This window comes from Nocardia sp. IFM 10818, from assembly GCF_054655275.1.
The window spans coordinates 290,129-316,369 of sequence record NZ_BAAHJH010000001.1 but is presented as its reverse complement, the minus strand read 5'-3'; the positions used below and the strand labels follow the sequence as shown (position 1 = coordinate 316,369).

The 26,241-nt window shown below is 69.8% G+C and carries 26 protein-coding genes; 2 read left to right on the top strand and 24 right to left on the bottom strand.

All coding sequences use genetic code 11. The features are described from left to right. Nucleotides 1-27: 27 nt before the first annotated feature. From ACYQ5L_RS01475 to ACYQ5L_RS01455, 5 genes are read right to left on the bottom strand one after another with little or no spacing between them, the layout of a single operon-like run. Nucleotides 28-768, bottom strand: a complete 741-nt coding sequence (locus ACYQ5L_RS01475) for an ABC transporter ATP-binding protein (protein WP_459963287.1) — start codon at nt 766-768, stop codon at nt 28-30. An 11-nt stretch (nt 769-779) separates the two neighbouring features. Beyond that, on the bottom strand, nt 780-1,646 hold the full coding sequence (locus tag ACYQ5L_RS01470) for an ABC transporter permease (protein ID WP_459955019.1): 867 nt from the start codon (nt 1,644-1,646) through the stop codon (nt 780-782). Nucleotides 1,647-1,704: 58 nt separating this feature from the next. After that, nucleotides 1,705-3,138, bottom strand: a complete 1,434-nt coding sequence (locus ACYQ5L_RS01465) for an ABC transporter substrate-binding protein (protein ID WP_459955018.1) — start codon at nt 3,136-3,138, stop codon at nt 1,705-1,707. A 16-nt stretch (nt 3,139-3,154) separates the two neighbouring features. Continuing rightward, nucleotides 3,155-3,382: a 4Fe-4S dicluster domain-containing protein gene (locus tag ACYQ5L_RS01460; RefSeq protein ID WP_379194107.1), complete on the bottom strand. Its 228-nt coding sequence runs from the start codon at nt 3,380-3,382 to the stop codon at nt 3,155-3,157. 1 nt (nt 3,383) lies between these two features. Beyond that, entirely contained in the window at nt 3,384-4,151 is a 768-nt protein-coding gene (locus ACYQ5L_RS01455; protein ID WP_459955017.1) for a GntR family transcriptional regulator, read from the bottom strand. 526 nt (nt 4,152-4,677) lie between these two features. On the opposite strand from ACYQ5L_RS01455, the gene ACYQ5L_RS01450 reads away from it, so the two are divergent. Beyond that, the gene (locus ACYQ5L_RS01450; protein ID WP_459955016.1) at nt 4,678-5,970 is read left to right on the top strand and encodes an ROK family protein; all 1,293 of its coding nucleotides are present in this window, start codon (nt 4,678-4,680) and stop codon (nt 5,968-5,970) included. Between the two features lie 227 nt (nt 5,971-6,197). Here ACYQ5L_RS01450 and ACYQ5L_RS01445 read toward each other — a convergent pair whose 3' ends face one another. The 19 genes from ACYQ5L_RS01445 to ACYQ5L_RS01355 all read right to left on the bottom strand — a co-directional run bounded on the left by ACYQ5L_RS01445 (nt 6,198) and on the right by ACYQ5L_RS01355 (nt 25,320). Further along, nucleotides 6,198-7,331, bottom strand: a complete 1,134-nt coding sequence (locus ACYQ5L_RS01445; RefSeq protein WP_459955015.1) for an LLM class flavin-dependent oxidoreductase — start codon at nt 7,329-7,331, stop codon at nt 6,198-6,200. Beyond that, on the bottom strand, nt 7,328-8,149 hold the full coding sequence (locus tag ACYQ5L_RS01440) for a DUF1684 domain-containing protein (protein WP_459955014.1): 822 nt from the start codon (nt 8,147-8,149) through the stop codon (nt 7,328-7,330). The genes ACYQ5L_RS01445 and ACYQ5L_RS01440 overlap by 4 nt, the downstream gene beginning before the upstream one ends. Then, nucleotides 8,146-9,510 carry an NtaA/DmoA family FMN-dependent monooxygenase gene (locus ACYQ5L_RS01435; protein WP_459955013.1) on the bottom strand — a complete coding sequence of 455 codons (1,365 nt, stop codon included), beginning with the start codon at nt 9,508-9,510 and terminating at the stop codon, nt 8,146-8,148. The genes ACYQ5L_RS01440 and ACYQ5L_RS01435 overlap by 4 nt, the downstream gene beginning before the upstream one ends. Before the next feature lie 8 nt (nt 9,511-9,518). After that, on the bottom strand, nt 9,519-10,595 hold the full coding sequence (locus ACYQ5L_RS01430; RefSeq protein ID WP_459955012.1) for an LLM class flavin-dependent oxidoreductase: 1,077 nt from the start codon (nt 10,593-10,595) through the stop codon (nt 9,519-9,521). Then, on the bottom strand, nt 10,595-12,196 hold the full coding sequence (locus ACYQ5L_RS01425) for an ABC transporter ATP-binding protein (protein ID WP_459955011.1): 1,602 nt from the start codon (nt 12,194-12,196) through the stop codon (nt 10,595-10,597). The genes ACYQ5L_RS01430 and ACYQ5L_RS01425 overlap by 1 nt, the downstream gene beginning before the upstream one ends. After that, entirely contained in the window at nt 12,193-13,257 is a 1,065-nt protein-coding gene (locus ACYQ5L_RS01420; protein ID WP_459955010.1) for an ABC transporter permease, read from the bottom strand. Before ACYQ5L_RS01420 ends, ACYQ5L_RS01425 begins: the two co-directional genes overlap by 4 nt. Before the next feature lie 66 nt (nt 13,258-13,323). After that, the gene (locus ACYQ5L_RS01415) at nt 13,324-13,644 is read right to left on the bottom strand and encodes a hypothetical protein (protein WP_459955009.1); all 321 of its coding nucleotides are present in this window, start codon (nt 13,642-13,644) and stop codon (nt 13,324-13,326) included. Further along, a complete protein-coding gene (locus ACYQ5L_RS01410) occupies nt 13,637-14,596 on the bottom strand; it encodes an ABC transporter permease (RefSeq protein ID WP_459955008.1) in 960 nt (319 codons plus the stop codon). The genes ACYQ5L_RS01415 and ACYQ5L_RS01410 overlap by 8 nt, the downstream gene beginning before the upstream one ends. Before the next feature lie 4 nt (nt 14,597-14,600). After that, nucleotides 14,601-16,202 carry an ABC transporter substrate-binding protein gene (locus tag ACYQ5L_RS01405; protein WP_459955007.1) on the bottom strand — a complete coding sequence of 534 codons (1,602 nt, stop codon included), beginning with the start codon at nt 16,200-16,202 and terminating at the stop codon, nt 14,601-14,603. Further along, nucleotides 16,199-17,269: an LLM class flavin-dependent oxidoreductase gene (locus ACYQ5L_RS01400; protein WP_459955006.1), complete on the bottom strand. Its 1,071-nt coding sequence runs from the start codon at nt 17,267-17,269 to the stop codon at nt 16,199-16,201. The genes ACYQ5L_RS01405 and ACYQ5L_RS01400 overlap by 4 nt, the downstream gene beginning before the upstream one ends. Beyond that, on the bottom strand, nt 17,266-17,793 hold the full coding sequence (locus tag ACYQ5L_RS01395; protein WP_459955005.1) for a GNAT family N-acetyltransferase: 528 nt from the start codon (nt 17,791-17,793) through the stop codon (nt 17,266-17,268). Before ACYQ5L_RS01395 ends, ACYQ5L_RS01400 begins: the two co-directional genes overlap by 4 nt. Further along, complete coding sequence (locus ACYQ5L_RS01390; RefSeq protein WP_459955004.1) at nt 17,790-18,767, bottom strand: ABC transporter substrate-binding protein; 978 nt, start codon at nt 18,765-18,767, stop codon at nt 17,790-17,792. Before ACYQ5L_RS01390 ends, ACYQ5L_RS01395 begins: the two co-directional genes overlap by 4 nt. A gap of 31 nt (nt 18,768-18,798) precedes the next feature. After that, a complete protein-coding gene (locus ACYQ5L_RS01385; protein WP_459955003.1) occupies nt 18,799-19,563 on the bottom strand; it encodes an amino acid ABC transporter ATP-binding protein in 765 nt (254 codons plus the stop codon). Continuing rightward, complete coding sequence (locus tag ACYQ5L_RS01380; RefSeq protein ID WP_459955002.1) at nt 19,560-20,510, bottom strand: amino acid ABC transporter permease; 951 nt, start codon at nt 20,508-20,510, stop codon at nt 19,560-19,562. The genes ACYQ5L_RS01385 and ACYQ5L_RS01380 overlap by 4 nt, the downstream gene beginning before the upstream one ends. A gap of 177 nt (nt 20,511-20,687) precedes the next feature. Next, nucleotides 20,688-21,854 carry a YeiH family protein gene (locus ACYQ5L_RS01375; protein WP_459955001.1) on the bottom strand — a complete coding sequence of 389 codons (1,167 nt, stop codon included), beginning with the start codon at nt 21,852-21,854 and terminating at the stop codon, nt 20,688-20,690. Further along, a complete protein-coding gene (locus ACYQ5L_RS01370) occupies nt 21,854-22,000 on the bottom strand; it encodes a hypothetical protein (RefSeq protein WP_379194091.1) in 147 nt (48 codons plus the stop codon). Before ACYQ5L_RS01370 ends, ACYQ5L_RS01375 begins: the two co-directional genes overlap by 1 nt. Before the next feature lie 111 nt (nt 22,001-22,111). Continuing rightward, nucleotides 22,112-23,656, bottom strand: a complete 1,545-nt coding sequence (locus tag ACYQ5L_RS01365) for an FAD-dependent monooxygenase (protein ID WP_459955000.1) — start codon at nt 23,654-23,656, stop codon at nt 22,112-22,114. 189 nt (nt 23,657-23,845) lie between these two features. After that, entirely contained in the window at nt 23,846-24,541 is a 696-nt protein-coding gene (locus tag ACYQ5L_RS01360) for a DUF8020 domain-containing protein (protein ID WP_459954999.1), read from the bottom strand. Nucleotides 24,542-24,741: 200 nt separating this feature from the next. Further along, complete coding sequence (locus ACYQ5L_RS01355) at nt 24,742-25,320, bottom strand: HhH-GPD-type base excision DNA repair protein (protein ID WP_459954998.1); 579 nt, start codon at nt 25,318-25,320, stop codon at nt 24,742-24,744. Between the two features lie 62 nt (nt 25,321-25,382). Here ACYQ5L_RS01355 and ACYQ5L_RS01350 point away from each other — a divergent pair, with 62 nt between their 5' ends. Then, a complete protein-coding gene (locus tag ACYQ5L_RS01350; RefSeq protein WP_459954997.1) occupies nt 25,383-26,237 on the top strand; it encodes a methyltransferase domain-containing protein in 855 nt (284 codons plus the stop codon). Nucleotides 26,238-26,241: the final 4 nt, after the last annotated feature.

Below are 26,241 nucleotides of genomic sequence, written 5' to 3'. Positions count from 1 at the left end.
GCATTCGATCGAAGGAAGCGAGAATTTTCAGAGCGCGGCGAGATCGCCCGAATGATCCAGCGCGGTAATGATTTCGGCGCGCAGGCCGGAACGGTCGACGCCGAGCTCACGCGGCCGCGGCACCTCCAGCAGTGCGCGCAGCGGCTCGCCCGCGCGGCCGAGCACCGCCACCCGGTCGCCGAGCAGCAGCGCCTCGTCCACATCGTGGGTGACGAAGACGACGGTGGTCGGATGGGTCCGCCAGGTGTCGACGAGCAGCCGCTGCATGGTGGCGCGGGTCTGCGAGTCGAGCGCCCCGAAGGGCTCGTCCATGAGCGCCGCGCGCGGCGCACCCGCCAGCCCGCGCGCCAGCTGCACCCGCTGCCGCATCCCGCCGGACAGGCTCTTGGGCAGGAAGTCCGCGAAACCGGTGAGGCCGATCTCCTCGATCCAGCGCTCGGCCCGGTCCTTGCGCCCGGCGCGGGGCTCGCCGCGCAGTTTCAGGGCGAGCTCGATATTGGATCGCACGGTGCGCCAGGGCAGCAGCGCATTGTCCTGGAAGACAACGGCCCGGTCGCGGGAGGTGCCGGTGACCGCGACGCCATCGGCCAGCACCCGGCCGGAGTCGGGTCGCAGCAGCCCCGCGAGCGCACGCAGGACCGTGGATTTCCCGCAGCCGGAGGGTCCGGTGAGGATCAGGATCTCACCCGGCCGCACCTCCAGCGACAGCTCCGCGATGACCGGGGACCCCGTATAGGACAGGCGAATCCGGTCCAGCCGCAGGCTCATTCCGATACCGCTCACTTGGCCACCTCCGGCACGCGCGGGAGCCAGTGCGTCACTCGCCGGCCGAGCAGCTCCACCGCCGCGGAGGTGCCGTACCCCAGTGCGCCGATGGTGATGATTCCGACGAACACCCCCGGATAGTCGACGATCGTGTACGCCTGCCAGGTCCGATACCCGACCCCGAGCCGCCCCGAGATCATTTCGGCGGACACCACACAGATCCAGGCGACCCCGATTCCCACCGACAGCCCGCCGAACACTCCGGGCAGGCTGCCCGGCAAGACGACTCGCAGCAGCACGTCCCGGCGACCGCCGCCCAGGGTGCGCACCGAATCCTCCCAGATCGTGGGGAGCGCCCGCACCGCATGCCGAGTGGACACCATGACCGGGAAGAAGGCCGCCAGGAAGGTGATGAACACGATTCCGGCCTCATCGTCCGGGAAGAGCAGAATCGCCACCGGCACAATGGCAATGGCCGGGATCGGCCGCGCCAGCTCGGTCAGCGGTCCGACCGTGTCGGCGAACCACCGCGAACGCCCCAGCGCCACACCGGCGCTCACGCCCAGCGCCGCCGCCAGCCCGAATCCGGACAGGATCCGGATGAGCGACTGCCCCAGATCCAGGTAGTAGACCTCGGTCCCCAGCTGATGCCGGAATGCCCGCACGATCTCGGTGACGCTCGGCAGCGTGTCGAACCGTACCCACAGCCGGACGTCGCCGCTGGTCAGCACCTGCCACAGGCCAATGGCCGCCAGCACCGACGCGAACCGGACCACCCGCGAGCGCCACACCGCCCGGCCCGCCCGGAGCCGCGCGACCGCCGGCGCCGAGACCGCCCGGGCCACAGCGCTATCCGGCTGAACAGCGGTCACCGTACTCATCCGAGCACCTCGCCGTTCAGCGGTGCGCGGCGGGGCGGCGGCCCGGCGGGATGGCCGCTCACGGCCGTACCTCGCTCACGGCCTGCTCGTAGGTGACGATCGCACCGGCCGGGTGGGCGGCGAGATGGCGCTGGGCCGCCGCCGCGGTGGTGAAGGGCAGGTAGGTGTCGCCGTCGCGCACCCACACGGCCTTGTCGGCGAACCAGCGAGTGCCGAGCTCGGCATCCGGGACGTAGGCGGCGCGCACGGTCCTGCCTTCGACGCGAGCCTGTTTCACGGCGCGCAGCAGGCTGGTCGGATCGGCGGCGGCCTGGGTCTCGTCCCGGCCCTGCAACCAGATCTCGCCGGCCAGCGCCGGGTTGTCGGCGGGCTTGCCGCTCACCGGGTCGGTGCCGGAGATGAGGGACGGGTTGGCCGTCTTCGCCAGCTCGGCCGCGTAGTCCAGGCCGCGCTCGGCGAACGCCTTCCGCAATGCGGTGGGGTCGACGAACTTGTCGATGTCCAGGTCGGCGAAGTCGCCGATGGACTTCAGGTAGCGCACATCATCCTGGAGCGCGGCGATGAGCTTCGCCTTCGGCGTGGTGTCGAAGGAGGTTCCGCCCGGCCCGTTGTACAGGTACACGACTTCTTGGGCCAGCCCGGAGCTGTCGGCGACGATCTTCGCCGCCTCCAGGGGCTGCTCGTTGAGGAATTCGGTCGCGTCCAGCTGCGCCTGCAGGAATGCGTTCAGTACTTCCGGGTGCTGATTCGTGTAATCGCGGCGCGCCACCACGCCGTGGAAAGTGGGAACGTTCAGTTCGGCGCCGTCATAGAGGAGTTTCGCCTTGTTCTGGAAGACCAGCAGTCCGGGCCACGCCACGAATTGCGAAAGTCCGGCTACCTGACCGGATTCCAGGGCGGACGCGCCGATCTGCGGCTGCTGGTTCAGCACCTCGACGCCGGTCTTGGGGTCGATGCCCGCGCGGGTGAGCGCCTGCACCAGGGTCCCGTGCCCGGCGGAGCCGACGCTGGCCGAAACCTTCTGTCCCGCCAGATCATTCAAGGTCCGCGCCGTGGAATTGGGCGGCACCACAACCATATTGAGCGCACCCTTGGGGTTGTAGCCGGTGATGGACACCAGCGCCGTCTTGGCGCGCTCGTTGTCCTGGGTGCGAGAACCGTTGATGAGCAACGGGTAATCGCCCATGGAGCCGATATCGATCTTCTCCGCCACCATCTGCGCGGTAATGGGCGCGCCGGTGTCGTAGTCCTGCCACTCCACCTGATACTCGGGCCCGCCCGCCTCGGTCAGCTTCCCGAGCCGCTGTTCCAGAAAGCCCTTGGCCTTCAGCAGGGTTCCCGCCGTGACGGTGTTGATGGTCTTGGACTGGTAGCCGATGACCAGTTTGACGGTGTCGCCGGTGCCGGTGCTCTCCAGGGAGCAGGCGGCGGCGGTGAGCGCGAGGGCCGCGGCCATGGCGACTGCGGTCAGGCGGGCGGGGCGGTACTTCATGGGTGTTCCTAGGTATTCAGCGAAGCAGGTAGGGCATGTTCACGGTCACGGCGCCGGTGGGACAGCGCGCCGCGCAGGGGCCGCAGTACCAGCACTCGTCGACGTGCATGTACGCCTTGCCGTTGTCCGGGTCGATGGCCAGCGAGTCGAGCGGGCAGATCTCCACGCACAGCGTGCAGCCCTGGATACACAGGGATTCGTCGATGGTCACGGGAACATCGGTGCGCTGATTGACCAGGGCCATGTCAGGTCAGCCTCCAATCGGTGCGTTCGGGCGGCCGGGTGAGGCTGCCGCGCATGGTGATCCGGTCGCCGCGCATCCGGATGTATTCGAGATCGACCGGGCGGCCGTCCTCGAGCTTGGTGAGCCGCTCCAGCAACAGCAGCGCGCCGCCCTCGGGAAGTTGCAGGGTGGCGGCGGAGTGGGCGTCGGCGGTGATGGCCTCCAGGGCCAGTTCGGCCGAGCCGAGCGGTCCGCCGCTGATCTGCTCGATCAGAGCGAACAGGTCGTTCGTCTCCAGATCCCGGGTGATCACCTCGTCGCCGATATCCGGGACCAGATAGGTGAGGTCCAGGCTGAGCGGCAGATCGCCGAACCAGCGCAGCCGCTCGATATAGATGGCGGGCTGCCCGGGCTCGAGCCGCAACCGCCGGGCAACGACGGCCGGCGGTGTGACGCGGGTCGCGGCGCGCACCTCATTGCGGACCTCGCCGTGGCCGCGCAGGGTTTCCTTCAGCCCGAGCAGGGCGTCGAGGCCGTGGTCGTATTTGCGGCGCGCGACATGGGTGCCGATTTTGGGGGCGCGTTCGATGAGTCCCTCGTCCTTGAGCAGTGCGAGGGCGTCGCGCACGGTATTGCGGGAGACCGCGAATTCGGCGGCCAGCTCCGCCTCGCTGGGCAGCGCGCGGTCGAATGCGCCGGCGTGCACCTGCTGGCGCAGGATGTCGGCCACCTGGCGGGCGCGGTCGGCCCGGCGGACCGGAGCGCGCAGCGGTATCGGTTCCGGCGGCATCCTCATCTCCTTTCCGCCGTTGACCTGCGGTTTCAGAGAGTAATGGCGGTGCGGGCCGCCCTACCCGAACGCACGGCGGCCGCCGCGGGGGCGGTGAGCTTCTACGCCGCCCGCCCGAGCGCGCGGCCTGCCGGAATGCCGCCGGATCGGGGTATTGCGCCACCCGTGCGGGCCGGGTCACAGCTTCGAATCACGGTGATCGGAATGCGTGTGCACCAGGCATTTCCCGAGTGTTCTGGGTCCCGGAAGGCGTGCGCGGAACGCACACGGCTTCCTATTGGGCTGAGCCGGATGTTAACTTTGATCCCATGTCTTCCAGTCGCCCCAAGGCCGCGCGGGTCACCTATGTGACCGTCGCGCTGGGTGTGCGGCTGCCGCGTCAGCGGGAACTGTGTTGTTCCTGCCGTCGCGCAGCCGAGTACTGATTCCGGATCACCCGTATCCGGGTTCCTCGCTGCACAGCTGATCGCTCCTGTAGGCATCCGTCTCCCTGTCGTCGCAGTGGGACCGCAGCAAGGATTCGAATTTGTCTTCCCCCACGCTCGACCGAACTCAGAAAATCGCCGGTCCGAAGGCCGCCGCCGTCACCACGGCGCGCCTGGCCCCGGCCCGGCCCGCGGTGCCGCCGGAACTGCGGATCACCGACAATCCGGCGGCCGCCGTGCTGCGCGCCGCCACTCGCGGACCGCTCTTCCGCGATATCGCCGCCCAGACCACCGGGCTGAGCATCGCCACCGTGAATCGCCAAGTGTCGGCGCTGCTTTCGGCGGGACTGCTGCGCGAGCGGGCCGATCTCACCGCGTCCGGCGCGGTCGGCCGGCCGCGGGTGCCGTTCGAGGTCGACACCGATTCGTATGTGACCCTGGGCGTGCACATCGGCTCCACGGTCACGCGCATCGTGGCCGCCGATCTGTCCGGGCGGATTCTCGGCGGGCTCGAAATCGCCACTCCGCAAACGGGTCAGGACGCGGCGCTGACCATTGTGGCGCGCAGCGCCAAGGCCTTCCTGGATCGGCTGCCGCGGCGCAAGCCGCTGTGGACCGGCGTCGCCCTGGCCGGGCGGGTGGAGCCCACCGCCGGGCAGGTCGATCATCCGCGGCTGGGCTGGCAGGCCGCGCCGGTGGCGGCGGTGTTCAGCAGTGTGCTGGATCTGCCGGTGTCGGTGTCCACGCATGTGGAGGCCATGGCGGCCGCCGAACTGCTGCTCGCGGGGCGGGATTCGGGCGAGGAGCCTCGTCCGGGCAGCAGCCTGTACATCTACGCTCGCGAAACCGCCGGTGTGGCGGTCACTCTGCACGATCGGGTGCACACGCCCGCCAATGGACCCGGCTCGATCGCGCACTTGCCGACCGGCTCGGACGTGGAGTGCACCTGCGGCCGTCGCGGCTGCTTGGAGGCCACCGTCGGGGAGCGGGCGCTGCTGGAACGCGCGGTGCGCAAGGGCATTCTGCCCCGGCCGGAGGCGCCGCGCCGGCCGCTCGTGACCGACCTGTACCGGGCCGCCGACGGCGGTAACGCCCCGGCCCGGGACCTGCTGCTGGAACGGGCCGAAATCCTCGGCCGCGCAGCGGCTCTGGTGCGCGATATGTTCAATCCGGAGCGGGTGGTCCTGGGCGGTCAGGCGTTCACCGGCTACCGGCCCGGCATGGAGCGGGTGGCGCAGGCGTTCGCGGAGAGCACCACGCTGCCGGCCGCGGATCTGCGCATCAGCCGCTTCGGTGGCCGGGTGCAGGAGTTCGCGGCCGCGGTGACCTCGCTGAGCGTGTTCTACGCCGACCCGCTCTCGGCCATGCGGCGGGCGACCCGCACCGCGCGCTGAGCACACGGGAATCCCCGCCGGACAACAGGTCCGGCGGGGATTCCCACTGTCGTGACGCTGTGCCGTGATGGGCGCTCCGGCCATTCGCGAGGATGTCCGCGAGCCGGGCCCGGACGGTCCACTGTCCGGACCCGGCCCTGGAACCGCACCGCGCTCGGCCCAGCGCCCGGTGCGGTGCTCCGCCGCTCGTTTCCGGAGTCCCCTTCCCTGACGAGCGGCGGAGCGTCTCAGGCGGCGCGCACGTGGGTCAGGCCCCATTCCCGCGCCAGCAGGCGGTGGGAGTTCAGGCGGTCCTCGTGATCGTGCGTGACGCTGGTGATGAGGAGTTCGTCCGCGCCGGTGAGCCGCTGGAGCGCGGTGAGGCGTTCGGCGACCGTCGCGGGTGCGCCGACGAACTGGGTGGTCAGGCGATCTTCGACCAGGCTGCGCTGCTCCTCGGAGAGCGGCGGTGCGGTGTCCGGGTCCAGGTATTCGGCCGCGCCGGCGCCGCTGCGAATGCTGTAGACCCAGTGGCCGTAGGTGGAGGCCAGATGGCGTGCGGTCGCATCGTCCTCGGCGACGACCACATCCGCCGAGACCACCAGGTAGGGGCGGGGATAGCGGGCCGAGGGCCGGAAGGCCGAGCGGTAGGACTCCACGGTCTCCACGATGGTGCCCGGGGAAACGTGGTAGTTCGCCGCGAACGGCAGCCCCAATTGCCCTGCCAGCTGGGCGCTTTCGCCGCCGCTGCTGCCGAACAGCCAGAGCTGCACGTCCGCGCCCTCCCCGGGAATCGCGCGCAGCGACACCCCCTCGGCGGAGGTGTAGGTGCCGTCGAGCAGGGCGCGGATCTGCTGCACCTGCCGGGTGTAGGGCAGCGGCTGCGCGCCGGGCAGATACAGGCTCTCCAGGCTCGCGGCGAGCCGAGTGGTGTCGAGCACCCGGCCGGGAGCGAACGGCGGCGGGATGACCACACCGTCGCGGACCTCGGCGGGCTGGTCGGGGGCGGGCGCCGGGGGCACATCGGCCGAGCGCACCTTGTCGCCGCGGTGGCCGGAGCGGCCCAGGCCCAGATCCAGGCGGCCCGGGTACAGCGCATCGACCGTGCCGAAGGCCTCCACCACCGATGCAGAGGTGTGATGGCCCAGCTGCACGGCGGCGGTGCCGACGCGAATGGATTCGGTGGCGGCGGCGATGAGCCCGATGAGCGTGGTCGGGGCGGCGCTGGCCACCGCGGCGAAATGGTGTTCGGCGATCCAGAAGCGCTGGTAGCCCAGGCGTTCGGCGTGCCGGGCCAGGTCGATGGTGTTGCGCAGGGCCTGCCGGACGCTGGAGCCGGCGCTGATCGGGGACAGGTCCAGGACCGAGAGCGGGATGGTCATGCGGTGTACTCCTTGCGCGGATCCCGTTCGCCCGCTTCGACGGCCAGCGGGAGGCGGTTCTCGGCGGGGGCGACCGGGCAGGTGGCGTAGTCGGTGAAGGCGCAGGGCAGGTTGGCGGCCCGGTTGAAGTCGAGCACCACCGCGCCGTCCGCGCCGGGACGGGGCAGGTCGAGGCGACGGGCTCCGCCGTAGGTGGTGACGCCGCTGGTGGCATCGGTGAACAGGACGTGCAGTCCCGTGGTGTGGCTGCCGAAGACGATGAGCCGGTGTTCGGCCTCGCCGAGCCGGAAGGTGACGGCGCCGGTGGCCGGATGGTGGTGCACCAGGCCGTCGACCACCGCGCCGGTGGTGACGACCCGGGCGACCTCGTACCCCTCGAAGCGGCCGGTGACGACCCAGCGCGGATCCGCCTGGTACGCCGGGATTTCCGTGAACGCCGCCAGGGCGGGCGCCACCGGGTCGTGAATGCGGAGCGCGAATTGCCCGCTGCGGCGGATCACTTCGATGACCCGCTGCCCGGTCGTCACCTCGAGTCCGGGCTGTCCCTCGCCCGGCGTCAGCGTGGTCGTGCCCGACAGCACCCGGCCGTCGAACCACAGTTCGTCCCCGCCCGGCCGCGGCTCGGATTCGACCGTGACATGGACGTTTTCACCATCGGCCCGCCACGTGCCGGGTAAGCCGTCGAAGATTTCCCCGGCCTCGCCGAGCCAGTGCAGCCCGGTCAGGCTGAGCCAGCCCAAGGGCTGCCGCGCCCAGCGGTCCCGCTCACTGCGCCACTCGGCCCACTGCTGCTCGAATTCGGTGACGGTTGCGGTCATGATGCGCGTACTCCTTCGGTGCCGTGATGGGGATGCCGCAGACCCAGGTGATCACGCAGGGTCGGGCCGGTGTACTCGGTGCGGAAGCTGCCGAGCGCTTGCAGTTCGGGGATCACCTTGTCGACGAATTCGTCGAGCCCGGTGGGGGTGAGGTGCGGGACGAGAACGAAACCGTCGGCGGCATCGCTCTGCACGTAGTGGTCGATATCGGCGGCGACCTGGCGCGGGGTGCCGACGAACTGCTGGCGGGCGGTGGTCTCGATGATCAGATCGCGAATGCTGAGATTCCCGGCCTCGGCCTTGGCGCGCCACGCATTCGCCACGGCGAGTGGATCCTTGGCGTGGCGGACGCGGCCGCGGGTGATGTTCGCATTGTCGACCGGATCGATATCGGGCAGCGGCCCGTCCGGGTCGTAGGCCGAGAGATCGCGTCCCCACACCTGCTCCAGGAAAGCGATGGCCGTCTGCGGCGTCACCTGCTGGCGGCGGATGCGGCGGGCGTTCTCCTCGGCCTCGGCGGGCGTATCGCCGAGCACGAAACCGGCGGCGGGCAGGATCTTCAGATCGTCGCGGCGGCGGCCGTATTTGGCGAGCCGGTCCTTGACGTCGCGATAGAACTGCCGCCCGTCCTCCAGCTCGCCGTGCGCGCTGAAGATGACATCGGCCTTGGCGGCGGCGAACTCGCGGCCCTCATCGGAATCGCCGGCCTGGATCTGCACCGGATAGCCCTGCGGGCTGCGCGGCAGCACGAACTCGCCGTCGATGTCGAACTGGTCGCTGGTGAATCGGACGGCCGGTGCGGGCCGGGCGAAGACGCCGCGCTGCCGGTCGACGAGCAGGGCGTCCGCGGGCCAGCTGTCCCACAGCGCGCGGGTGGCGTCCACGACCTCGGCGGCGCGGGTGTAGCGCTTGGCGTGGTCGAGATAGCCGCCGCGACGGAAGTTCTCACCGGTGAAGGCGTCCGAGGAGGTGACGGCGTTCCAGGCGGCGCGCCCGCCGGAGAGGTGGTCGAGGGAGGCGAATTGCTTTGCCAGCTCGAAGGGTTCGTTGAAGGTGGTGTTGATGGTGCCCGCCAGGCCGAGATGGGTGGTGACCCCGGCCAGGGCATTGAGCACGGCCAGGGTGTCGGGGCGGCCGACCACGTCCAGGTCGTGGATGCGGCCCCGGTGTTCGCGCAGCCGCAAACCCTCGGCCAGGAAGAAGAAGTCGAACAGCCCGCGTTCGGCGGTGCGCGCCAGGTGCACGAAGGAGTCGAAGTCGATCTGGCTGCCCGAGTCCGGATCGGTCCACACGGTGTGGTGGTTGACGCCCGGGAAGTGGGCGGCGAGGTGAATCCGCTTGCGTATCGGATGGTCCGGCATGGTTCTCCTCAGGCGTGGGCGTAGCGGTTGGCGGGACGGGGCAGGCCGAGGCGCTCGCGCAGGGTGGGGGTGAGCGCGGACAGCTGCGGGAGGACGGCGGGCAGGGCCAGCGGGCGCAGCACCACGCCGTCCGCGGCGGCCTCGGTTCCGATCTGCCGCAAGAGGTCCCGCAGTTCGGCGGGGGTGCCGATATGGAAGACGGTGCCGGGTGCGGCGCTGGCGGCCCAGTCCTCCAGCTGGGCGACCTCGGCGGCCGCCCGGTCGGGGGTGGCCGCGAGATGAATGTCCACGTCGAGCAGGATGCGCACCCGGTCGGCCTCCCGCCCCGCCGCGGTGACGGCGGCACGCAGCTCGGCGCGAGTGGCCGCGGCCGTCGCGAGATCGGGGGCGGTGATGCGGATGAGGTCGGCGCGGTGCACTGCGACCCGGGTGCTGTGCGGATCGGCGGCGCGCACGGCCACCAGCGGCTGCCCCTGTGGCGGGCGGGGCGTGATGGACGGGCCCTTGACCGAGAAGTTGTCGCCCTCGAAATCGATGTAGTGCAGCTTGTCCCGGTCGATGAACCGGCCGGTGGCCCGATCGCGGATCTCGGCGTCGTCCTCCCAGCTGTCCCACAGCCGGGTGACCACCTCGACGGCCTCGTCGGCCTCGTGCCAGCGCGATCGCTCATCCTGTTCGGCTTTGCGGCCGAACAGCGCCGCCTGTCCCGCCGATACGGTCACCTCCCAGCCGGCGCGGCCGACGGTGGCGAAGTCGAGGCTGGCGATGGCCTTCGAAATATGGAACGGCTCGGTGTGGGTGACCGCGGCCTGCGGGATGAGGCCGATGCGATGGGTGGCCGCGGCGGCCCGCGCGGCCACGGCGATCGCGTCCAGGCGGCCCTTGGCCCCTTCCTCCTGGAGCGCGAAAGAGTCCGGCAGGAAGGCGAAGTCGATCCCCGCCTCCTCGGCGCCGCGCAGGGCGTCGAGCCAGTAGGCGGCGGTGAACAGCTGTTCGGCGCGCGAATCCGGGCGGCGCCAGGAGGCGGGGTGCGCGCCGGTGCCGGACAGTTCCAGGCCGAGGAGCAGCGGTGTGGGGTGCGGCATCAGGCGGTCCTTTCGAAGGCGGGTACGGCGGCGAGCAGCTCACGCGTGTAGGCGTGCTGCGGAGAATCGAAAATGTCCGCGGTGGGCGCTGTTTCGACGATCACGCCCTGTCGCATGACGGCGACCCGGTCGGCCAGGCGGCGGACCACGGCCAGATCGTGGGAGATGAACAGATAGGCCAGGTGCAGTTCGGCTTGCAGGCGTTCCAGGAGTTCCAGGATCTGGGCCTGCACCGAGACGTCCAGGGCGGAGACGGGTTCGTCGAGGACCAGCAGTTCCGGGCGCAGGGCCAGGGCGCGGGCAATGGCCACGCGCTGGCGCTGGCCGCCGGACAGCTCGGCCGGGCGGCGATCGAGGTAGTCGCTCGGCAGGGCGACCTGGTCCAGGAGTTCGGCGACGGTGTCGCGGCGCGTACGGCGCTCGCTGATGCCGAACGCCTGCAAGGGTTCCGAGACGATCTGCGCGATGGTGAGTTTCGGATTCAGTGACACGTAGGGGTTCTGATAGACGACCTGGATGCGGCGGCGGAGTTCGCGCAGCTGCGCACCGCGCAGGCGTGCGATATCTCGGCCGTCGAAGGTGACGGTGCCCGTATCCGCGGGGGCCAAGCGAGCGACGATGCGGGCGGTCGTGGACTTGCCGGAGCCGGATTCGCCGACCACCGCCAGGGTTTCGCCGCGTGCGATGGTGAGCGAGACATCGTCCACGGCGGTGAGCGACACCCCGCGCGCGATGCGGAAGGTCTTGTGCAGGCCGTGCGCGGACAGCAACGGCTCGCCGTCGCGAGCCGCTGCGGGCCGGGGCCGCCAGTCGTGATCGAGACCGGGCGCGGCGGCCAGCAGGCGCTGGGTGTACTCGTGCTGCGGATTGCCGAGAACATCGGCGGCCGTGCCGGTTTCGACGATCCCGCCACCGCGCATCACCACGATGCGATCCGCGCGTTCGGCGGCCACGGCCAGATCATGGGTGATGAGCAGGACCGAGGTGCCCGACTCCCGGGTGCGCTCGGCCAGGTGGTCCAGGATGCGGCGCTGCACCGTCACATCGAGGGCGCTGGTCGGTTCATCGGCGATGACCAGCTCCGGCGTGCAGGCCAGGGCGATGCCGATGAGCACGCGCTGCCGCTGGCCGCCCGAAAGATCCTGCGGGAACTGGCGGGCCCGCACCTCGGGCCGGTCCAGTCCGGCGGCCTCGAGAATCCCGATGGCCTCGGCGCGCGCGGTGCGCCGGTCGGCCCGGCCGTGAATGCGCAGCACCTCGGCCACCTGGTCGCCGATGCGCAGCACCGGATTGAGCGCGGTGCCCGGATCCTGCGGGACCAGGCCGATGCGCGCACCGCGAATACGTTGCAGCGCACGCTCTCCGGCTCGATCGAGGCGTTCGCCCGCGAAGGTGATCTCGCCCCCGGTGACGGTCCCGCCATTCAGCAGTCCGATCACCGCGTGCGCGAGAGTGGACTTCCCCGAACCGGATTCGCCGACCAGCGCGACGGTCTCGCCACGTTCGATGTGCAGCGACGCCCCCGCGACGGCGGTCGTCGTGCCGGTGCTGCCCCGGTACTCGACCCGGAGATTCTCGATGGTCAGCAGCGGATCGCTCATCGGGCATTGTCCTTGTGAATGGCGCGGGCGATGCGCTGTGTCGCGAGCACCAGCGCGATGATCACCAGACCGGGCAGGGTGGTGAGCCACCAGGCCGTGGCCAGGTAGTTGCGGCCCTCGGCAATGAGCGAACCCCATTCCGGCGTCGGCGGGACCGCGCCGTAACCGAGGAAGCTGAGCGCGGCCACGGCCAGTACCGCGACGCCGAACTCGATGGCGGCCAGCGCCGCGACCGGTCCGTAGGCATTGCGCAGCACATGGCGGAACAGCACGGTGTGCCACCGGACGCCGGAGGCGAGGGCCGCCTCGACATACGGCGCATTGCGCACCCGCAGCACCTCGGCGCGCATGACGCGGGCGAAGCGCGCGATCAGTGCGACGCCCACGGCAATGGCCACATTCCGGGTGCCGACGCCCAGGACGGTCACCAGCGCCAGCGAGACCAGCAGCTCCGGAATCGACAGCAGCACATCGACGACGCGGGACAGGACGGTGTCCACGACGCCCCCCGCGGTGCCCGCGACGAGGCCGATCAGCGCGCCCACGACCAATCCGAGCAACACCGCGAAAACGGTTGCGCTCAGCGAGAGCCCGGCAGCGTGCACCACGCGGGTATACAGATCACGGCCCAACCGGTCGGTGCCGAACCAGTGTTCGGTACTCGGGCCCTGGAACTTCTGCGCGGGCACGCCCGCCAGCGGATCGCCACTGGCGAACAGCGATGGCACGGCCGCCCAGCCGAGCACCAGCACGACAATGAGGCCCGCGACAACCAGTCCGAGATTGCCCCGCACCCACCCGGCCGCGCGACGCGCCGTTACAGCCCGGCGGGCCGCACCCGCACGCCGTGCCGCCACCTCGGACACCGCGGCCTCGGACGCGTCGGGAACCGCCACGGATGCGTCAGGCAGCGCCGGATCGGACGCCTCGAACACCGCCGAATCAGGCGCATCGGGCACCGCCGAATCAGGCGCATCGGGCGCCGCGAGACCGGGCGTGGTGGACGCGGATGCGGTCGGCCCCGCCACCGAACGGGCAAGTGGCGCTTGTGCTCCGGTCATCGGCGGGCTCCCGGTCGGACCTGAATGCCGTTCCAGGGATGCCGCGGGCGCGCGAGGCTCCCGTCTCTAGTCATCGGCCGCACCTTCCTGGTCGAACACATAGGCCAGGCCCGGATCGACCAGCGCGTGCGAGAACACCAGCAGGCGCCGCCGCGAGCGGAATCCGGTGTCCGCCGCGGCGGTCACGGGCGGTTCCGCCCGGCCCGAGTTGACGGCGGCCGAATGCGCCGTGCGTTCCACCGCGTGCCGTGCGCGCCCGAGGACGCGGCGGAGTCGCGACGGGGCCGCGACGAGCGCCGTGTGTTCTACCGCAGTCGTACCGGGGGCGACAGCATGCCGAGAGCGGGACTCAGCCGCCGTCGAGGGGGTCATGGTGGTTTCAGGCATGGGCACGCTCCTTGTTCGGGCGGCTGTGGGCGACTCGGGGATCCAGCAGGGGGAGGACGAGGTCGATGAGCAGGTTCACGGAGACGAAGACCAGGGCGGCGAAGGTGACAATGCCTTGGACAACCGGGATGTCCTGGGTGAGCACGGATTCGTGGGTGAGGCGGCCGATCCCATTGCGGGCGAACACGGTTTCCACAACGACGGACCCGGCCAGGACGGTGCCCACCCACAGGCCCGTCACCGTGAGCGCGGCCCCGGAGGCGGGACGCAGCACATGGCGCAGCTGCACCCACCAGCGCGAGGCGCCCTTGGCGAAGGCGACCTCCACGAACGGCTGCCGCCAGGTGGTGATCAGGCTGGAGTAGAGAACCTGCGAGATGACCGCGCCCACCGGGAGGGCCAGGGTGACGGCGGGCAGGATGACGCCGCTGAATCCGCCGCCGCCGAAGGCCGGGGTGAGCCGCAATCGGAACGAGAACACCTGCAGGAGCAGCAGTCCCACCCAGAAGGTCGGCATGGACGCGCCGATCGGCGGCAACGCGGTGAGAAGGGCGCGCAGCCGGGGGCGCTGGGTATAGGCGGCGGCGACGGCCAGCGCGCCGCCGCCCGCCACCGCCAGCAGCAGGGACAGCGAGGCCAGCGCCAAGGTGGAGGGCAGGGCCTCGGCGAGCGCCTCGGTCACCGGCTGTCCGGTACCGATGGAGCGGCCCAGATCGCCGCGCACCGCATGCGAGAGCGCGGTCCAGTACTGCTCCCAGATCGGTTGATCCAGCCCGTATCTGGCCTTCATCTCGGCAATGGCCGCGGCATCGACGGGCGCGCCTTCGCTGCGGTTCACGGCCAATTCCACCGGGTCGGCGGGCAGCAGGTACAGCACGGCGAACGACAGCGTGAAGGCCGCCCACAGCACGCCCGCCGCTTGCAGGATCCGTTCGATCACGTACCGGCGCATGGAATTACCGCCGCAGCCAGGTGTCGTGGAATTGCAGGCGCGCGGACGCCTCGAACTTCACGTCGGCCACGCTGTCGGCCACGCCGATGGCCTGCGACAGCTCCACCGTGGGGATCCACAGGCCCTCGTCCAGCACCGCGCCCTGTGCCTCGCCGAGGATGCGCGCCCGGGCGGCGGCATCGGTGGCGGACAGCTGGGCGGTGAGCAGCGCGTCCAGCTTCTCGCTGGGGCCGCGGTCATTGAGGTTGCGCTGGTCGACGCCGAAGGTGGTGCGCAGGATATCGCCGTCGGCGCGGGTGGTGTTGTAGTAGTTGAGGTCGAAGTCCTTGGCGTTCTGCCGGGTCGTCCACTCCGCCACCGAGACCGGGTCGAGCTTCAGTTCGATGCCGACGGCGCGCAACTGCTGCTGGGCGAGTTCGAGAATGGCCTGATTGCCCGCGAAGACCGGGGCGAAGAGCACCCCCACCGTGAGGCGCTGACCGTCCTTGGCGCGGATGCCGTCCGCACCGGACACCCAACCCGCTTGATCCAAAATCCTTTTCGCGGCCCCGGGATCGAACTTCACCCGGGCCGACAGATCCACGTAACCGGGGGTGCGGGAGGCGAGCACGCTGGTGGCGGTCTTGAATTCCGGGCCGAGCACGGTATCCACCAGCTGCTGGCGGTCGAGGGCGGTCAGGAACGCGGCCCGCACCGCCGGATCGCGCAGGGCGCCGCGGGTCACATTGGGCTGCAGGCCGAAGGGCACCCCCGGATTCGAGGTGAACTGCACGCGCCCGCCGGCGCTCTCGATCTGCGGAACATCCTGCGGCAGCGCGTCACTGATGGCGTCGAGCTGGCCGGAGCCGAGGCTGCCGGTGCGCACCCCGGACTCCGGGACCACGGTGAAGTCGATCCGGTCGAGGTACGCCTCGCCCTGATGCGCGAAAACCGCCGAGCCCCAGGCGTATCCGGTGCGCTTGGCCAGGGTGGCCGCGGCGCCCTGCTTCCAGTCGGCGTAGGTGAAGGGCCCGCTGCCGATATTGTTCCCGAGGCACCGCTCGTCGGCCGGTTTCGCAATGGTGGCCACGGATTGGATGCCGAGCTGCACGGTGGAGGCGGCTTGCAGGAATTGGGCGTTGGGCGTGCCGAATTCCACGCGCACCGTCTGCGGATCCACCACCGTGGTGCCCGCGTAGCCCGCCAGATAGCTGGCCGCGAGCGGCGCCTTGGCGCCGCCCACCGCGACGATGGCGTCGAAGTTCCTGCGCACCGCCTCCGCATCGAGCGGGGTGCCGTCACTGAAGGTGATGCCGGGCTTCAGATGGAAGACGAACTGCTTGGCGTCGGCGCTGACGAACCAGCTGTCGGCCAGCCACGGCTTCAGCTGTCCGGTCTCCGGATCCTGATCGACCAGCGAGTCCACGATCTGCCGGGTCACGTAGATGGTCTGATTCGTCATGGACTGCACCGGATCGGAGCAGGTCGGCGCGACCGACAGGCCGTAGCGCAGGGTCCCGCCCGGACGCGGCGGGCCGGAGGTGTCGCTCGCACCGGTGTCGCCGCCGCACGCCGCGAGCGAGAGGGTGGCGGCGAGCGCGCCCGCCAGGGCCAGGGGACGTTTCATCGGGGATCTCCGGAGGGATAGCGGTCGGCTCCGAGCGGGCGGCTCGGAATGCGGCGGCGCAGTTCGGGGGCCACCTCCGCCTGGAACAGTTCGAGGCTTTCGCGGTGCTGCTTGTCGGTGAGGCCGTCGCCGTCGGCGCTGAGGTGGACCACCTCGTGCCCCAACTGCTCGTGGTAGCGGTGCAGTTTGTCGAGGACCTGCTGCGGGCTGCCGATCAGCGCCGAGGAGCGGGCGGCGAAATCCTCGATGGAGTCGAAGACGACGGGCACGCCGAATTTCCGGGCCACGGCCTGGCGGGCTTCGAAAATGGGTCGGTAGCTGTCGAGGGCCTGCTGGGAGTCCCGAGTGACCAGGAAGCCCGCGGTGCCCGCGCCGACGAGGGCGTCGGCCGGATCGTGGCCGTAGGCGGCCCAGCGCTCGCGGTAGTGCGCCACCAGATCCGCGTAGGGTTCGACCGGGTTGGTGACATTCGCGGAGAACAGCGGATCACCGTGCCGCGCGGCGTAATCCGCGGATTCGCGGCTGGTGGCGCTGCCGTGCCAGATGCGCAGGCGCGGCTGCAGCGGGCGGGGCAGGGCCTTGGCCTCGGTCAGCGAGGGCCGGAATTGGCCGAGCCAGGTGACATTGTCGCTGTCCCACAGCCGCCGGAACAGTTCGTAGCCTTCGCGATTGCGATCCCACTGGTCGTCGGTGGTGACGTGGAACAGCTTGGCCTGCGCCGCGCCGTTGCCCTTGCCGATAATGAGTTCGAGGCGACCGCCGGAGAGGTTGTCCAGGGTGGAGTAGTCCTCGAAGGCGCGCACCGGGTCCAGCAGGCTCAGCGTGGTCACGCCGGTGAACAGGGCGATGCGCGAGGTGACGGCGGCGATATGGCTGAGCACCACGGGCGGGGCGGAGGAAAGGAACGGGTCCTCGTGCCGCTCCCCCACGGCGAAGCCGTCGAAACCCAGTTCCTCGGCGAGTTTCGCGCTCTCGACCACCCGGCGCAGCCGCTGCTGCGCGGTCTCGGTCGCGCCGGTCACCGGGTCGGGTGTGTGGGTGATGAGCGTGATCTGCAGGAATTTCATGCCGGGACCGCCTCGGACTCCTCGGACCGGTGTGCGGATTCGGCTGCGGCCACGGACTTTTCGAACGGGTGCAGCGTGCCGACCGGGGATTCGATATCGCGGGGCAGCGGGGTGTACCCGGCGGCCGTGTAGAGCGCGACGGCCTCGGGCTGACGCGGGCCGGTGGTGAGATAGATGCGGCGGTAACCGCGCCGGGCGATCTCGGCCTCCAATTCCTCCAGCACCAACCGGCCCAGGCCCTTGCGGCGGTGTGCGCTCGCGGTCCAGATCCGCTTCAGCTCCGCGGTTTCCGCGTCGTAGCGCTGGAACGCACCGCCGGCCACCGGTTCTCCGCTCTCGACCACCACCAGCAGATCGCCGTCCGGCGGCGCGAACCGGCTCGCCGGATAGCCGACCAGGTCGGCGTGCACCTCACCGGGCGTCCCGCCGTAGCGGCCGCTGTATTCGATGGCCAGCTCCGCCAGCAGCGGAGCGGCCAGGGGGTCGTGCTGTCCGACGTGGAATACGGTGCGCGTCACGCTCATCCCTTCTTCTTGGGCAGCCCGGGCGGATTGATCCGGGATTCCTTGACGACCTCGCTGGCCAGGCCCCAGCGGTCGATGACCTTCTGGTAGTCGCCATGGGCGATGGCGTGCTGCAGGGCCTGGTGCACCGGGCCGATGAGGCCGTTGTCCTTGCGGGTGAGCACGGCGATCTCGGCCTGCAGGGCGTCGCCCGCACCGGAGAAGGTGGCGATCACCTTGGTCTGGTTCGCGACCGCGGCGTGGTACTGGGCGGCCGGGTTCGGGCCGAGGAAGCCGTCGAGGCGGTGGGAGGACAGCGCCAGGTAGTAGTCGGTCGTGGTCTGGAAGTAGGCGAGGTCGATCGCGGGCAGGCCCTCGGCGACGTTCTCCTCGTTCCACTTCACCAGCAGCTGCTCCTGGTTGGTGCCGGAGCCGACGCCGATCCGCTTGCCCGCAAAGGACTTCCGGTCCGTGTACGTCCACGTCGAGTCCTTGGGGACCTCGAGGGCGAGATTATCCAGGCGGTAGGTGGCGAAGTCGTACTTCTCCTTGCGCTCCTCGGTGACGGTCACATTGGAGATGAAGGCGTCCACCTCGCCGGAATCCACCTTCACGAAGTTCTGCGCCCAGTCGGCGGCGCGGATCTCCACCTTCAGGCCGAGAATGTCGGCCACCAGATAGGCGAAGTCGACCTCGGAGCCGACCAGGGTGCGGTCATCGGTGGCGTAGGCGCGCAGCGGCGGGCCGGTGCCGGAGGATCCGGTGACGATCAGCGTGCCGCGGTCGCGAATGGCGGCGGGCACCTGGGCGGCAATGGAATCCACCTTGGCCGCGCGCACCCGGCCCGGCTGTTCCGGGGACAGGTCGTAGTTCTGGCCGTTCACGGCCTGGACGGTGTCGGCGGCGTCGCCATTGCCGCAGGCGCTCGCGAACAGGCTCAGCACGGCGAGGGCGGCGACTGCGGTGATCCGTCTGCGACGGGACGACAGGGACATGGGTGGTTCCTTCATTCATTCGGGGTGCACGTCAGAGCGCGTGCGAGAGAAAGGCTTTGGTGCGGGGATGGGAGGGGCTGTCGAGGACCTGTTCCGGTGGGCCCTGTTCGACGATCCGCCCGGCGTCCATGAGCACCACCGTGTCGGCCACCTCGCGGGCGAACCCCAGTTCGTGGGTGACGATGACGAGAGTCGCCCCGCCGCGCGCCAGATCGCGAATGACATCGAGGACCTCGCCCACCAGTTCCGGGTCGAGGGCCGAGGTCGGCTCGTCGAACAGCACCACCTCGGGCCGCAGGGCCAGCGCGCGGGCAATGGCGACGCGCTGCTGCTGGCCGCCGGAGAGGCGGCGCGGGTACTGATCGGCCTTCTCGGCCAGGCCGACGCGGGCCAGCAGCTCCGCGGCCTCGGCGCGCGCCTCGGCCTTCGGCCGCCCCTGCGCGGCGACGGGCGCCAGGGCCACGTTCTCCAGCGCGGTCAGATGCGGGAAGAGGTTGAAGTTCTGGAAGACGAACCCGATCCGCGAGCGCTGCCGCAGGATCTCGCGCTCGGGCCGCTCGTGCAGCCGGTTGCCCTTGCGCCGGTAGCCGACCAGCTCGCCGCCGACCCGGACCGTGCCCGCGTCCACCTGTTCCAGATGGTTGATGGTGCGCAGCAGCGTGGACTTCCCGGAGCCGCTCGGGCCCAGCACCACGGTGACCTCACCCGGGCGCACCGCCAGATCGACTCCGGCCAGCACCTCGTGCGCGCCGAAAGACTTGCGGACGCCGCGCAATTCGACCGCGTACTCGCTCATCGCGCCGCCGCCTTCGCTCGAATATCGGTGTAGGCGGCGCGCACCCGCTGCCACGGCGTGGGCGGGAGCTCCCGGACGCTGCCCTGCGCGTAGTGCCGCTCGATGTAGTACTGCACGACATTGAGGACGGAGGTGAGCACGATGTACCAGACCGTCGCCACCATGAGCAGCGGCACCACCCGGCCATTGCGGCCGAAGATCACCTGCACCTGGTAGAAGAGTTCGGCGATGGCCATGGTGGAGACGATCGAGGTGCCCTTGAACAGGCTGATCACCTCGTTCGCGGCATTGGGCAGAATGCCGCGCATGGCCTGCGGCGCGATGACCGTGAAGAACTGGCGGCGCCAGGGCAGGCCCAGCGCCTTGGCGGCCTCCCACTGGCCCTGATCCACCGAGATGATGCCGGCGCGAATGATCTCCGCCGAATAGGCCGCCTGATGCAGCGCCAGACCGATGACGGCGGCGGTGAATCCGCTGATCACATTGTTGGTGTCGAAGCGGACGAACTCGGGGCCGAAGGGGATGCCCAGCGACACCTGCTTGTACAGATACGCCAGGTTGAACCAGAACAGCAGCTGCACGATCAGCGGAATGGACCGGAACGCCCACACGTAGGTCCACGAGATCACCTGCAGCACCGGATTCTTCGACAACCGGCCGATGGCCAGCCAGATGCCGAGGAAGAAGCCCAGCAGGGTGCCCCACAGCGTCAGCTCGAGCGTGACCTTCAGAGCGGCCAGTACCGAGGAGGCCGTCACGTAGTCGGCGAAGGCCGGCCAGTCCCAGCCCGGATTGGTGGCCAGGCCGTGCACGAATTGCGCGACCAGCACCAGCGCGATGCCCCCGGTCACCCAGCGCCACGGATGGCGGGTGGGGGCGACGGTCAATTCCCCGTCGTCGGCGGCAACCGCTTCCGGTTTTCCCGGAGGCGCGGCGAGGATGCTCATAGGACGAATTTATGGAGCGGCCGGACGCTTGTCGCCGGTCACGATCATAGTGAATTCAATTGCCCTGCAAGGGTTTTGCTACCTGCAGAAACACAGCGAGCCCGCCCGGTCGCGCGGACCGAGCGGGCTCGCCGCTACTCCCCAGCCGTCCGGCACCGACCGGGCACGGGGTGGGTATCAGGGCTGGAAGCTGTGGAACAACAGCACCGACAGCCCGAGACCCACCAGCAGGTTCACCACCGTGGCCGCACCGAACACCACGATCGGCCGGGGACCGGCCTCCCGGATTCCCTTGGCGGAGAACCCGAGGCCGATGGAGACGAAGGCGAAGATGAGGAACCAGGTGCGCAGGTCGTTGACCGTGGCGATGGCCGCCTTGCCATTGTCGGCGTACTGCACGTACAGCGTGCCGAGCACCGAGGCAGCGACGAAGCCGAGCACGAACTTCGGGAACCTGGCCCAGAATTCGCCGATGGTCGGGCGCTGCGCGGTCCCGGTGCGATCCACCTTCAGCGCGAAGTACGCGGTGAGCGCGATGGCGACCAGGCCGATCAGCGCGTTCTGCGTGGTCTTCACAATGGTCGCGATCTGCAGGGCGTCCTCACCGGCCAGGGCGCCGGAGGCCGCGACCGCCGCGGTGGTGTCGATATTGCCGCCGATCCACGCACCGGCCACCGCATCGGACAGCCCGAAAAGCTCTGCGGCCCAGGGCAGGATGAAGATCGACGGCAGGGCGAACACGATCACCATCGATGCGGCGTAGGCCAGTTGCTCCTTCTTGGCCTGCACCGCACCCGCCGCCGCGATGGCGGCACTCACGCCACAGATGGACACGGCCGACGCCAGCAGCGCCCGCAGCCGATCGTCGATACCCAGGAATCCGCCGAACCACCAGGTGAACCCGAACACCGCGGTGATCAGCAGCAGCGCCTGGATGATGGCGGGCCCGGCGGCGGTGGCCAGAATCTTCAGATTGATCGAGGCGCCCAGCAGCACCACACCGGTCTTGATGAAGAACTCGGTCCGGAATCCCGCCGAAATCCGCTCCCGCAGACCGAGCTTCCACAGCGCCACATTGCCCAGCAACCCGAGGACGATGGCATAGATGGGGAACTCGATGGTCTTGGCCACCTTCGCGAACGACGTCCCCGCCGCCCACTTGGGCACATTCACGTCCAGGTACCGGGTGATCGAACCGAGCACGATCACCGCGGCGATACCGGCGACGGCCAGAGCCACCGGATTGCCACCCCGCGGAGCGGCCGCCCGCTCCGGCACGGGCTCCGATTGCGCGGCCCCCGACACATCCTCCCGCACAACGGCCTTCGCGGTGCTCTCGCTCATCACGGCACCCACTTGTCCGGCACGACGCCGGTGAGCACGAGTGCGATCAGGGTCAGCCCGGCGATGACCGCCAGCCAATCCTCGGTCACCCAGGACCATTTCCCGGTCGCCGCCGCGACCTGCTCTCCGGCGGTTTCCTCTGACATGACCGGTTTCCCACTTTCCGAACTAGCTTGGACCGGGCGACACGATCGCTCACCCGGCCCATCCAGTCCAGCAGCGCGGTCAGCGGTGCGACAGGATTGCGCTCACCGGGATCACAAGGGTGCGCCGAACCAGTGTGCGAGCGCGGCGCGCAGCTCGGGCACGGCGGCAACGGCGGGCTGATCGATCGTCGCGGCCCAGGCGATATGAGCGTCCGGGCGGATCAGCAGCGCGTCCGCCGGCCGATCATCGGTCTTGGCGGTGACGATCTCGATGCGCGGCAGCCACTCCCGGGCGGCCTCGCGCAGCTCCGCGCTGTCGGCGAGGTCGAGCAGGATCGGCCGGGCGGCGTGCATGAGCTCGGCGACGCTGGTCGTGCCCGCATCGGTGTGCAGCGCCAGATCGGGTGCGAAGGCGCCGGTCAGGGCGTGCTCATTCGGATTGGGCAGCGCGTAGCGGATATTGCTGCCCGCGATCCAGGAGCCGATGCGGCGGGCGGCCGGCTCGTCGGCGACCATTTCCTGGAAGACCGTGCGCAGCGCGTCGGCCGCCGCGTCCTGCCCGCGCCGCAGCGCCACCTGCGCCTGGGTGTGCACCAGTGTGCGAGCCCCGGCGTAATGGCGTTCCTCGTGATAGGTGTCCAGCAGCCCGGCCGGCGCCCAGCCCTGGATTTCGGCGCCCAGCTTCCAGGCCAGGTTGACCGTGTCGAGCATGCCCGCGTTGAGCGCCACGCCGGTGGCGGGGAACTGATGGGCCGCATCGCCGGCCACCAGCACCCGGCCCGCGCGGTAGCGATCCGCCTGCCGGGCCTGGAAGATGAAGCGCGACAGCCGGGTCGGGTTCTGCACCGGCAGCTCCACCCCGAGCACACGGCGGATGCTGTCCCGGATCTCGTCCAGAGTCATCGGCTCGTCGGTGTTGTATTCGTCGGCGGCGGATTCGTCCTCGGTGGTGAAGACGCTGATCGGTTCACCGGGAATGGCCGTGCCGAAGGCGAACAGGCCGCGCTCGGTCCGGGTGAAACCCGCATGGAGCGTGCCCAATCCGGGCACCTCGAGGTCGCCGTTGCCGAGCACGGTCACCGAATCCCCCACGGTGACCGTGGCGAATCGGTTGATCTCCGGATAGGTGGTGCCGTCGAAGGAGATTCCGGCCAGCTCCCGGACCCGGCTGCGCCCACCGTCACAGGCCACCAGGTAGCGGGCGGTCACCCGGTACTCGCCGTCCGGCCCGCGCACCTCGGCGGTCACCGACTCCTCGTCCTGGCCGACCGCGACCACCTCGTGCCCGCGCTGGATCTCGGCGCCGAGCGCCCCGGCCCGCTCGGCGAGCAGCTCCTCGAGTCGCGCCTGCGCGAGCGGCATCGCCCGCATCGGCGGATCCAGCAGCTGGGTGAAGTCCAGATGCACACCGCCGAACGGGAATCGGGCCGCCGGGTGGAAGCCCCCGCTGGCCGTCAGGATCGGCTCCAGCGCACCGCGGTAGCGCAGCAGATCCACGATCTGCCCACCGAGCCCACTGGCCTTCGGCACGTTGTGCTGATGCAGCCGCCGCTCCAGCACCAGCGGTTGCACCCCGGCCAGCCGCAGTTCGGCCGCCAGCATCAGCCCGGTCGGACCCGCACCCACGATGACGACGTCGGTGTTCAGTACACGCATTCAGGCAACTCCAATTCCGCAGGTTCTGGCTTAGGGCAGTGATTCTGCGGCATAGCCGGGGCCTTGCCGCAAGCCCCCGGGTGCGATATACATTGAGAAGGAACAAACGAACCCGCTCGGTCGCTGCGACCGAGCGGGTTCGTTGTTTTGCGGTGTCCGCCCGCGAGGTTCACTCCATTGGAGCCGGAATTACTTGGCCGGCGGGGTGAACGGCTGGTTGATCGTGGTGAAGTACTGGGCGGCGGCCAGAATCGCGACCGGAGCGGTCACGAAGACCTGGCCCAGCAGGGTGCCCAGGAAGCCGACCGCAGCGGCGCCCATGAGGCATCCGGCGAGCGGACCGGCGCCGAACATGGTCGCCAGCGGGGCGGTCACGGCGGCCAGCGTGAGGGCGCCGAGGGCGCAGCCGATCGCCGCGCCGGCGATGCCACCGCCCAGGGTGCCGATGGTGGCGCCCATGGAGATGGTGCTGGTCAGGCGGGACCACGCGGCGACCTCACGGTCGTACTCGCTCTTCCAGGGCGCCTGGTTCTCGTAGGGCAGCGCGACCGGCTTGTAGACAGCCTTCTCGAGGGTGAACTCGGGGGTCAGCGTCGCGGTGCGGTCGGAGATCTCGGCGGCGATCGGGAACTCGAAATCGTCCACGCGGAACTTCAGCTCGGTACCGGCAACCGTGGTGCCATTGGCGGCCTTGACCTTGAAGACACCGTCCTCGACGACCATGGAACCGGCATCGGTCCGGATGATCGTCTGCGTGTCGGTGACGGTGGTCGCGTAGTTGATCGCCTCGGCCTCGGCAGCGGGCGCCGCGTTGACGGTGCCTGCGGTGACGCCCAGGGCAGCGATCAGCAGCGCCGACGTAGCGGCGAATTTCCTCATCAGCATTTCTTCGGTTCTCTCATCAGGTGTTTCGGACGCCCCTGCCGGGACGAGAAGATCGAAACCGGGCGCGACAAACGCAAGATGTCGCCAAGGTGCCCGAACAGTGAACTTTGCCCGCTGATTGCTGACCAGCGGACTGTGTCACATATAAGAGGATCGGAGAATCGCCGGGGAGGGTAAAAACCACCCTGATTCGATACCGGCTACTTCGCCTTCGCGGCGGCCTTCGCCTGCTTCTTGAATTCCCGTACCTGAGTGAGGGATTCGGCATCGGTGACATCCGCGACCGAACGGCGGGAACCGTCCTCGCCGTACGCCCCGGCCGCTTCGCGCCAGCCCTTGGCGGTGAGGCCGCCCTGTTTACCCAGCAGAGCCAGGAAGATTCGGGCCTTTTGGTCCCCGAAACCCGGCAGCGCTTTCAGCCGCCGCAGTACTTCCTTGCCATCCGGATTACCGTCGGTCCACAGGCCGGAGGTTTCGCCGCCGTAGTTGTCGATGATGTATCGGGCCAGCTCCTGGACCCGCCGGGCCATGGAACGCCCGTAGCGGTGGATGGCCGGCGGGGTGGCGGCCAGTTCCTCGAATTCGGCCGGATCGGCGGCGGCGATTGTGTGGATATCGAACCCGCCCATCCGGTCGGCGATTTTCTGCGGACCGCGGAAGGCGTGCTCCATGGGGTACTGCTGATCGAGGGTCATTCCCACCAAAAGGGCGAAATCATCCGTCGAGAGAAGTTCGTCGGCGGCGGGTTCCTGAGCAATCATCAGCTTGCGACTCACCATGCCATGAATCATCGCATCCATCCGCGGTTGCGGTGACGCGGGTCACGACTAGGCTCGGCGCCATGCCCGACACCATGGCTATTTCTTCAGTGGGAACCGCGCCGCACCCCGGCGCAGGGTCCGGACTGCGACCGGACCGTTTCGACCGCGACGGCCAGGATCAACTGGTCGACGTCCAGGATCTGCAAGCCGCGCTACCCGGAATCAAGCGGCTGCGGAACTGGGCTCACGAAGCGCTCGCGCTACAGCCCGGCGAGAGCGCCGTGGATATCGGATCCGGCTCCGGCTCGGAGGTGATGGCCTTCGCCGAACTGGTCGGGCCCACCGGCACGGCCATGGGCGTGGAACCCGATCCGCACCTGCTGGCGGCCGCCGAGCGCCGCGCCGCACAGGCCGGCTCGACCGCCAAATTCGTGACCGGCGACGCCTACGGGCTGCCGTTCGGCAGCGACAGCTTCGACGCCGCCCTCTGCGAACGCGTCTTCCAGCACCTGACCGCCCCGGCCCGCGCCGTCGGCGAGATCGCGCGGGTGCTGAAGCCGGGCGGCCGGGTGGTCCTCATGGACAGCGACTGGGGCACCGCCATCGTGCATCCGGGCGACCGGAGCGTGGTGCACGAGGTCATCGAGACCATGATCGCGGGCACCACCAACCCGTTCGCGGGCCGGAAGCTGGCCGGGCAGCTCACCGCGGCCGGGCTGGTCGTGGACGATATCGGCTCGCACGCCCTCGTCCAGGACGGCAGCGTCGGCGCGGGCGCACTGGTAGCGCGCATCGCCGACCGGGCGGTGGCCCGGCACGCCATTACCGAGAAGCAGCGGGACCAACTGCTGGCCGATCTCGAGGCCGGTGCGCGCAGCGGGGACATCCACCTGTCGGTGACCATCTTCGCAGTGCTGGCCCACAAGCCCGCCTGACGCG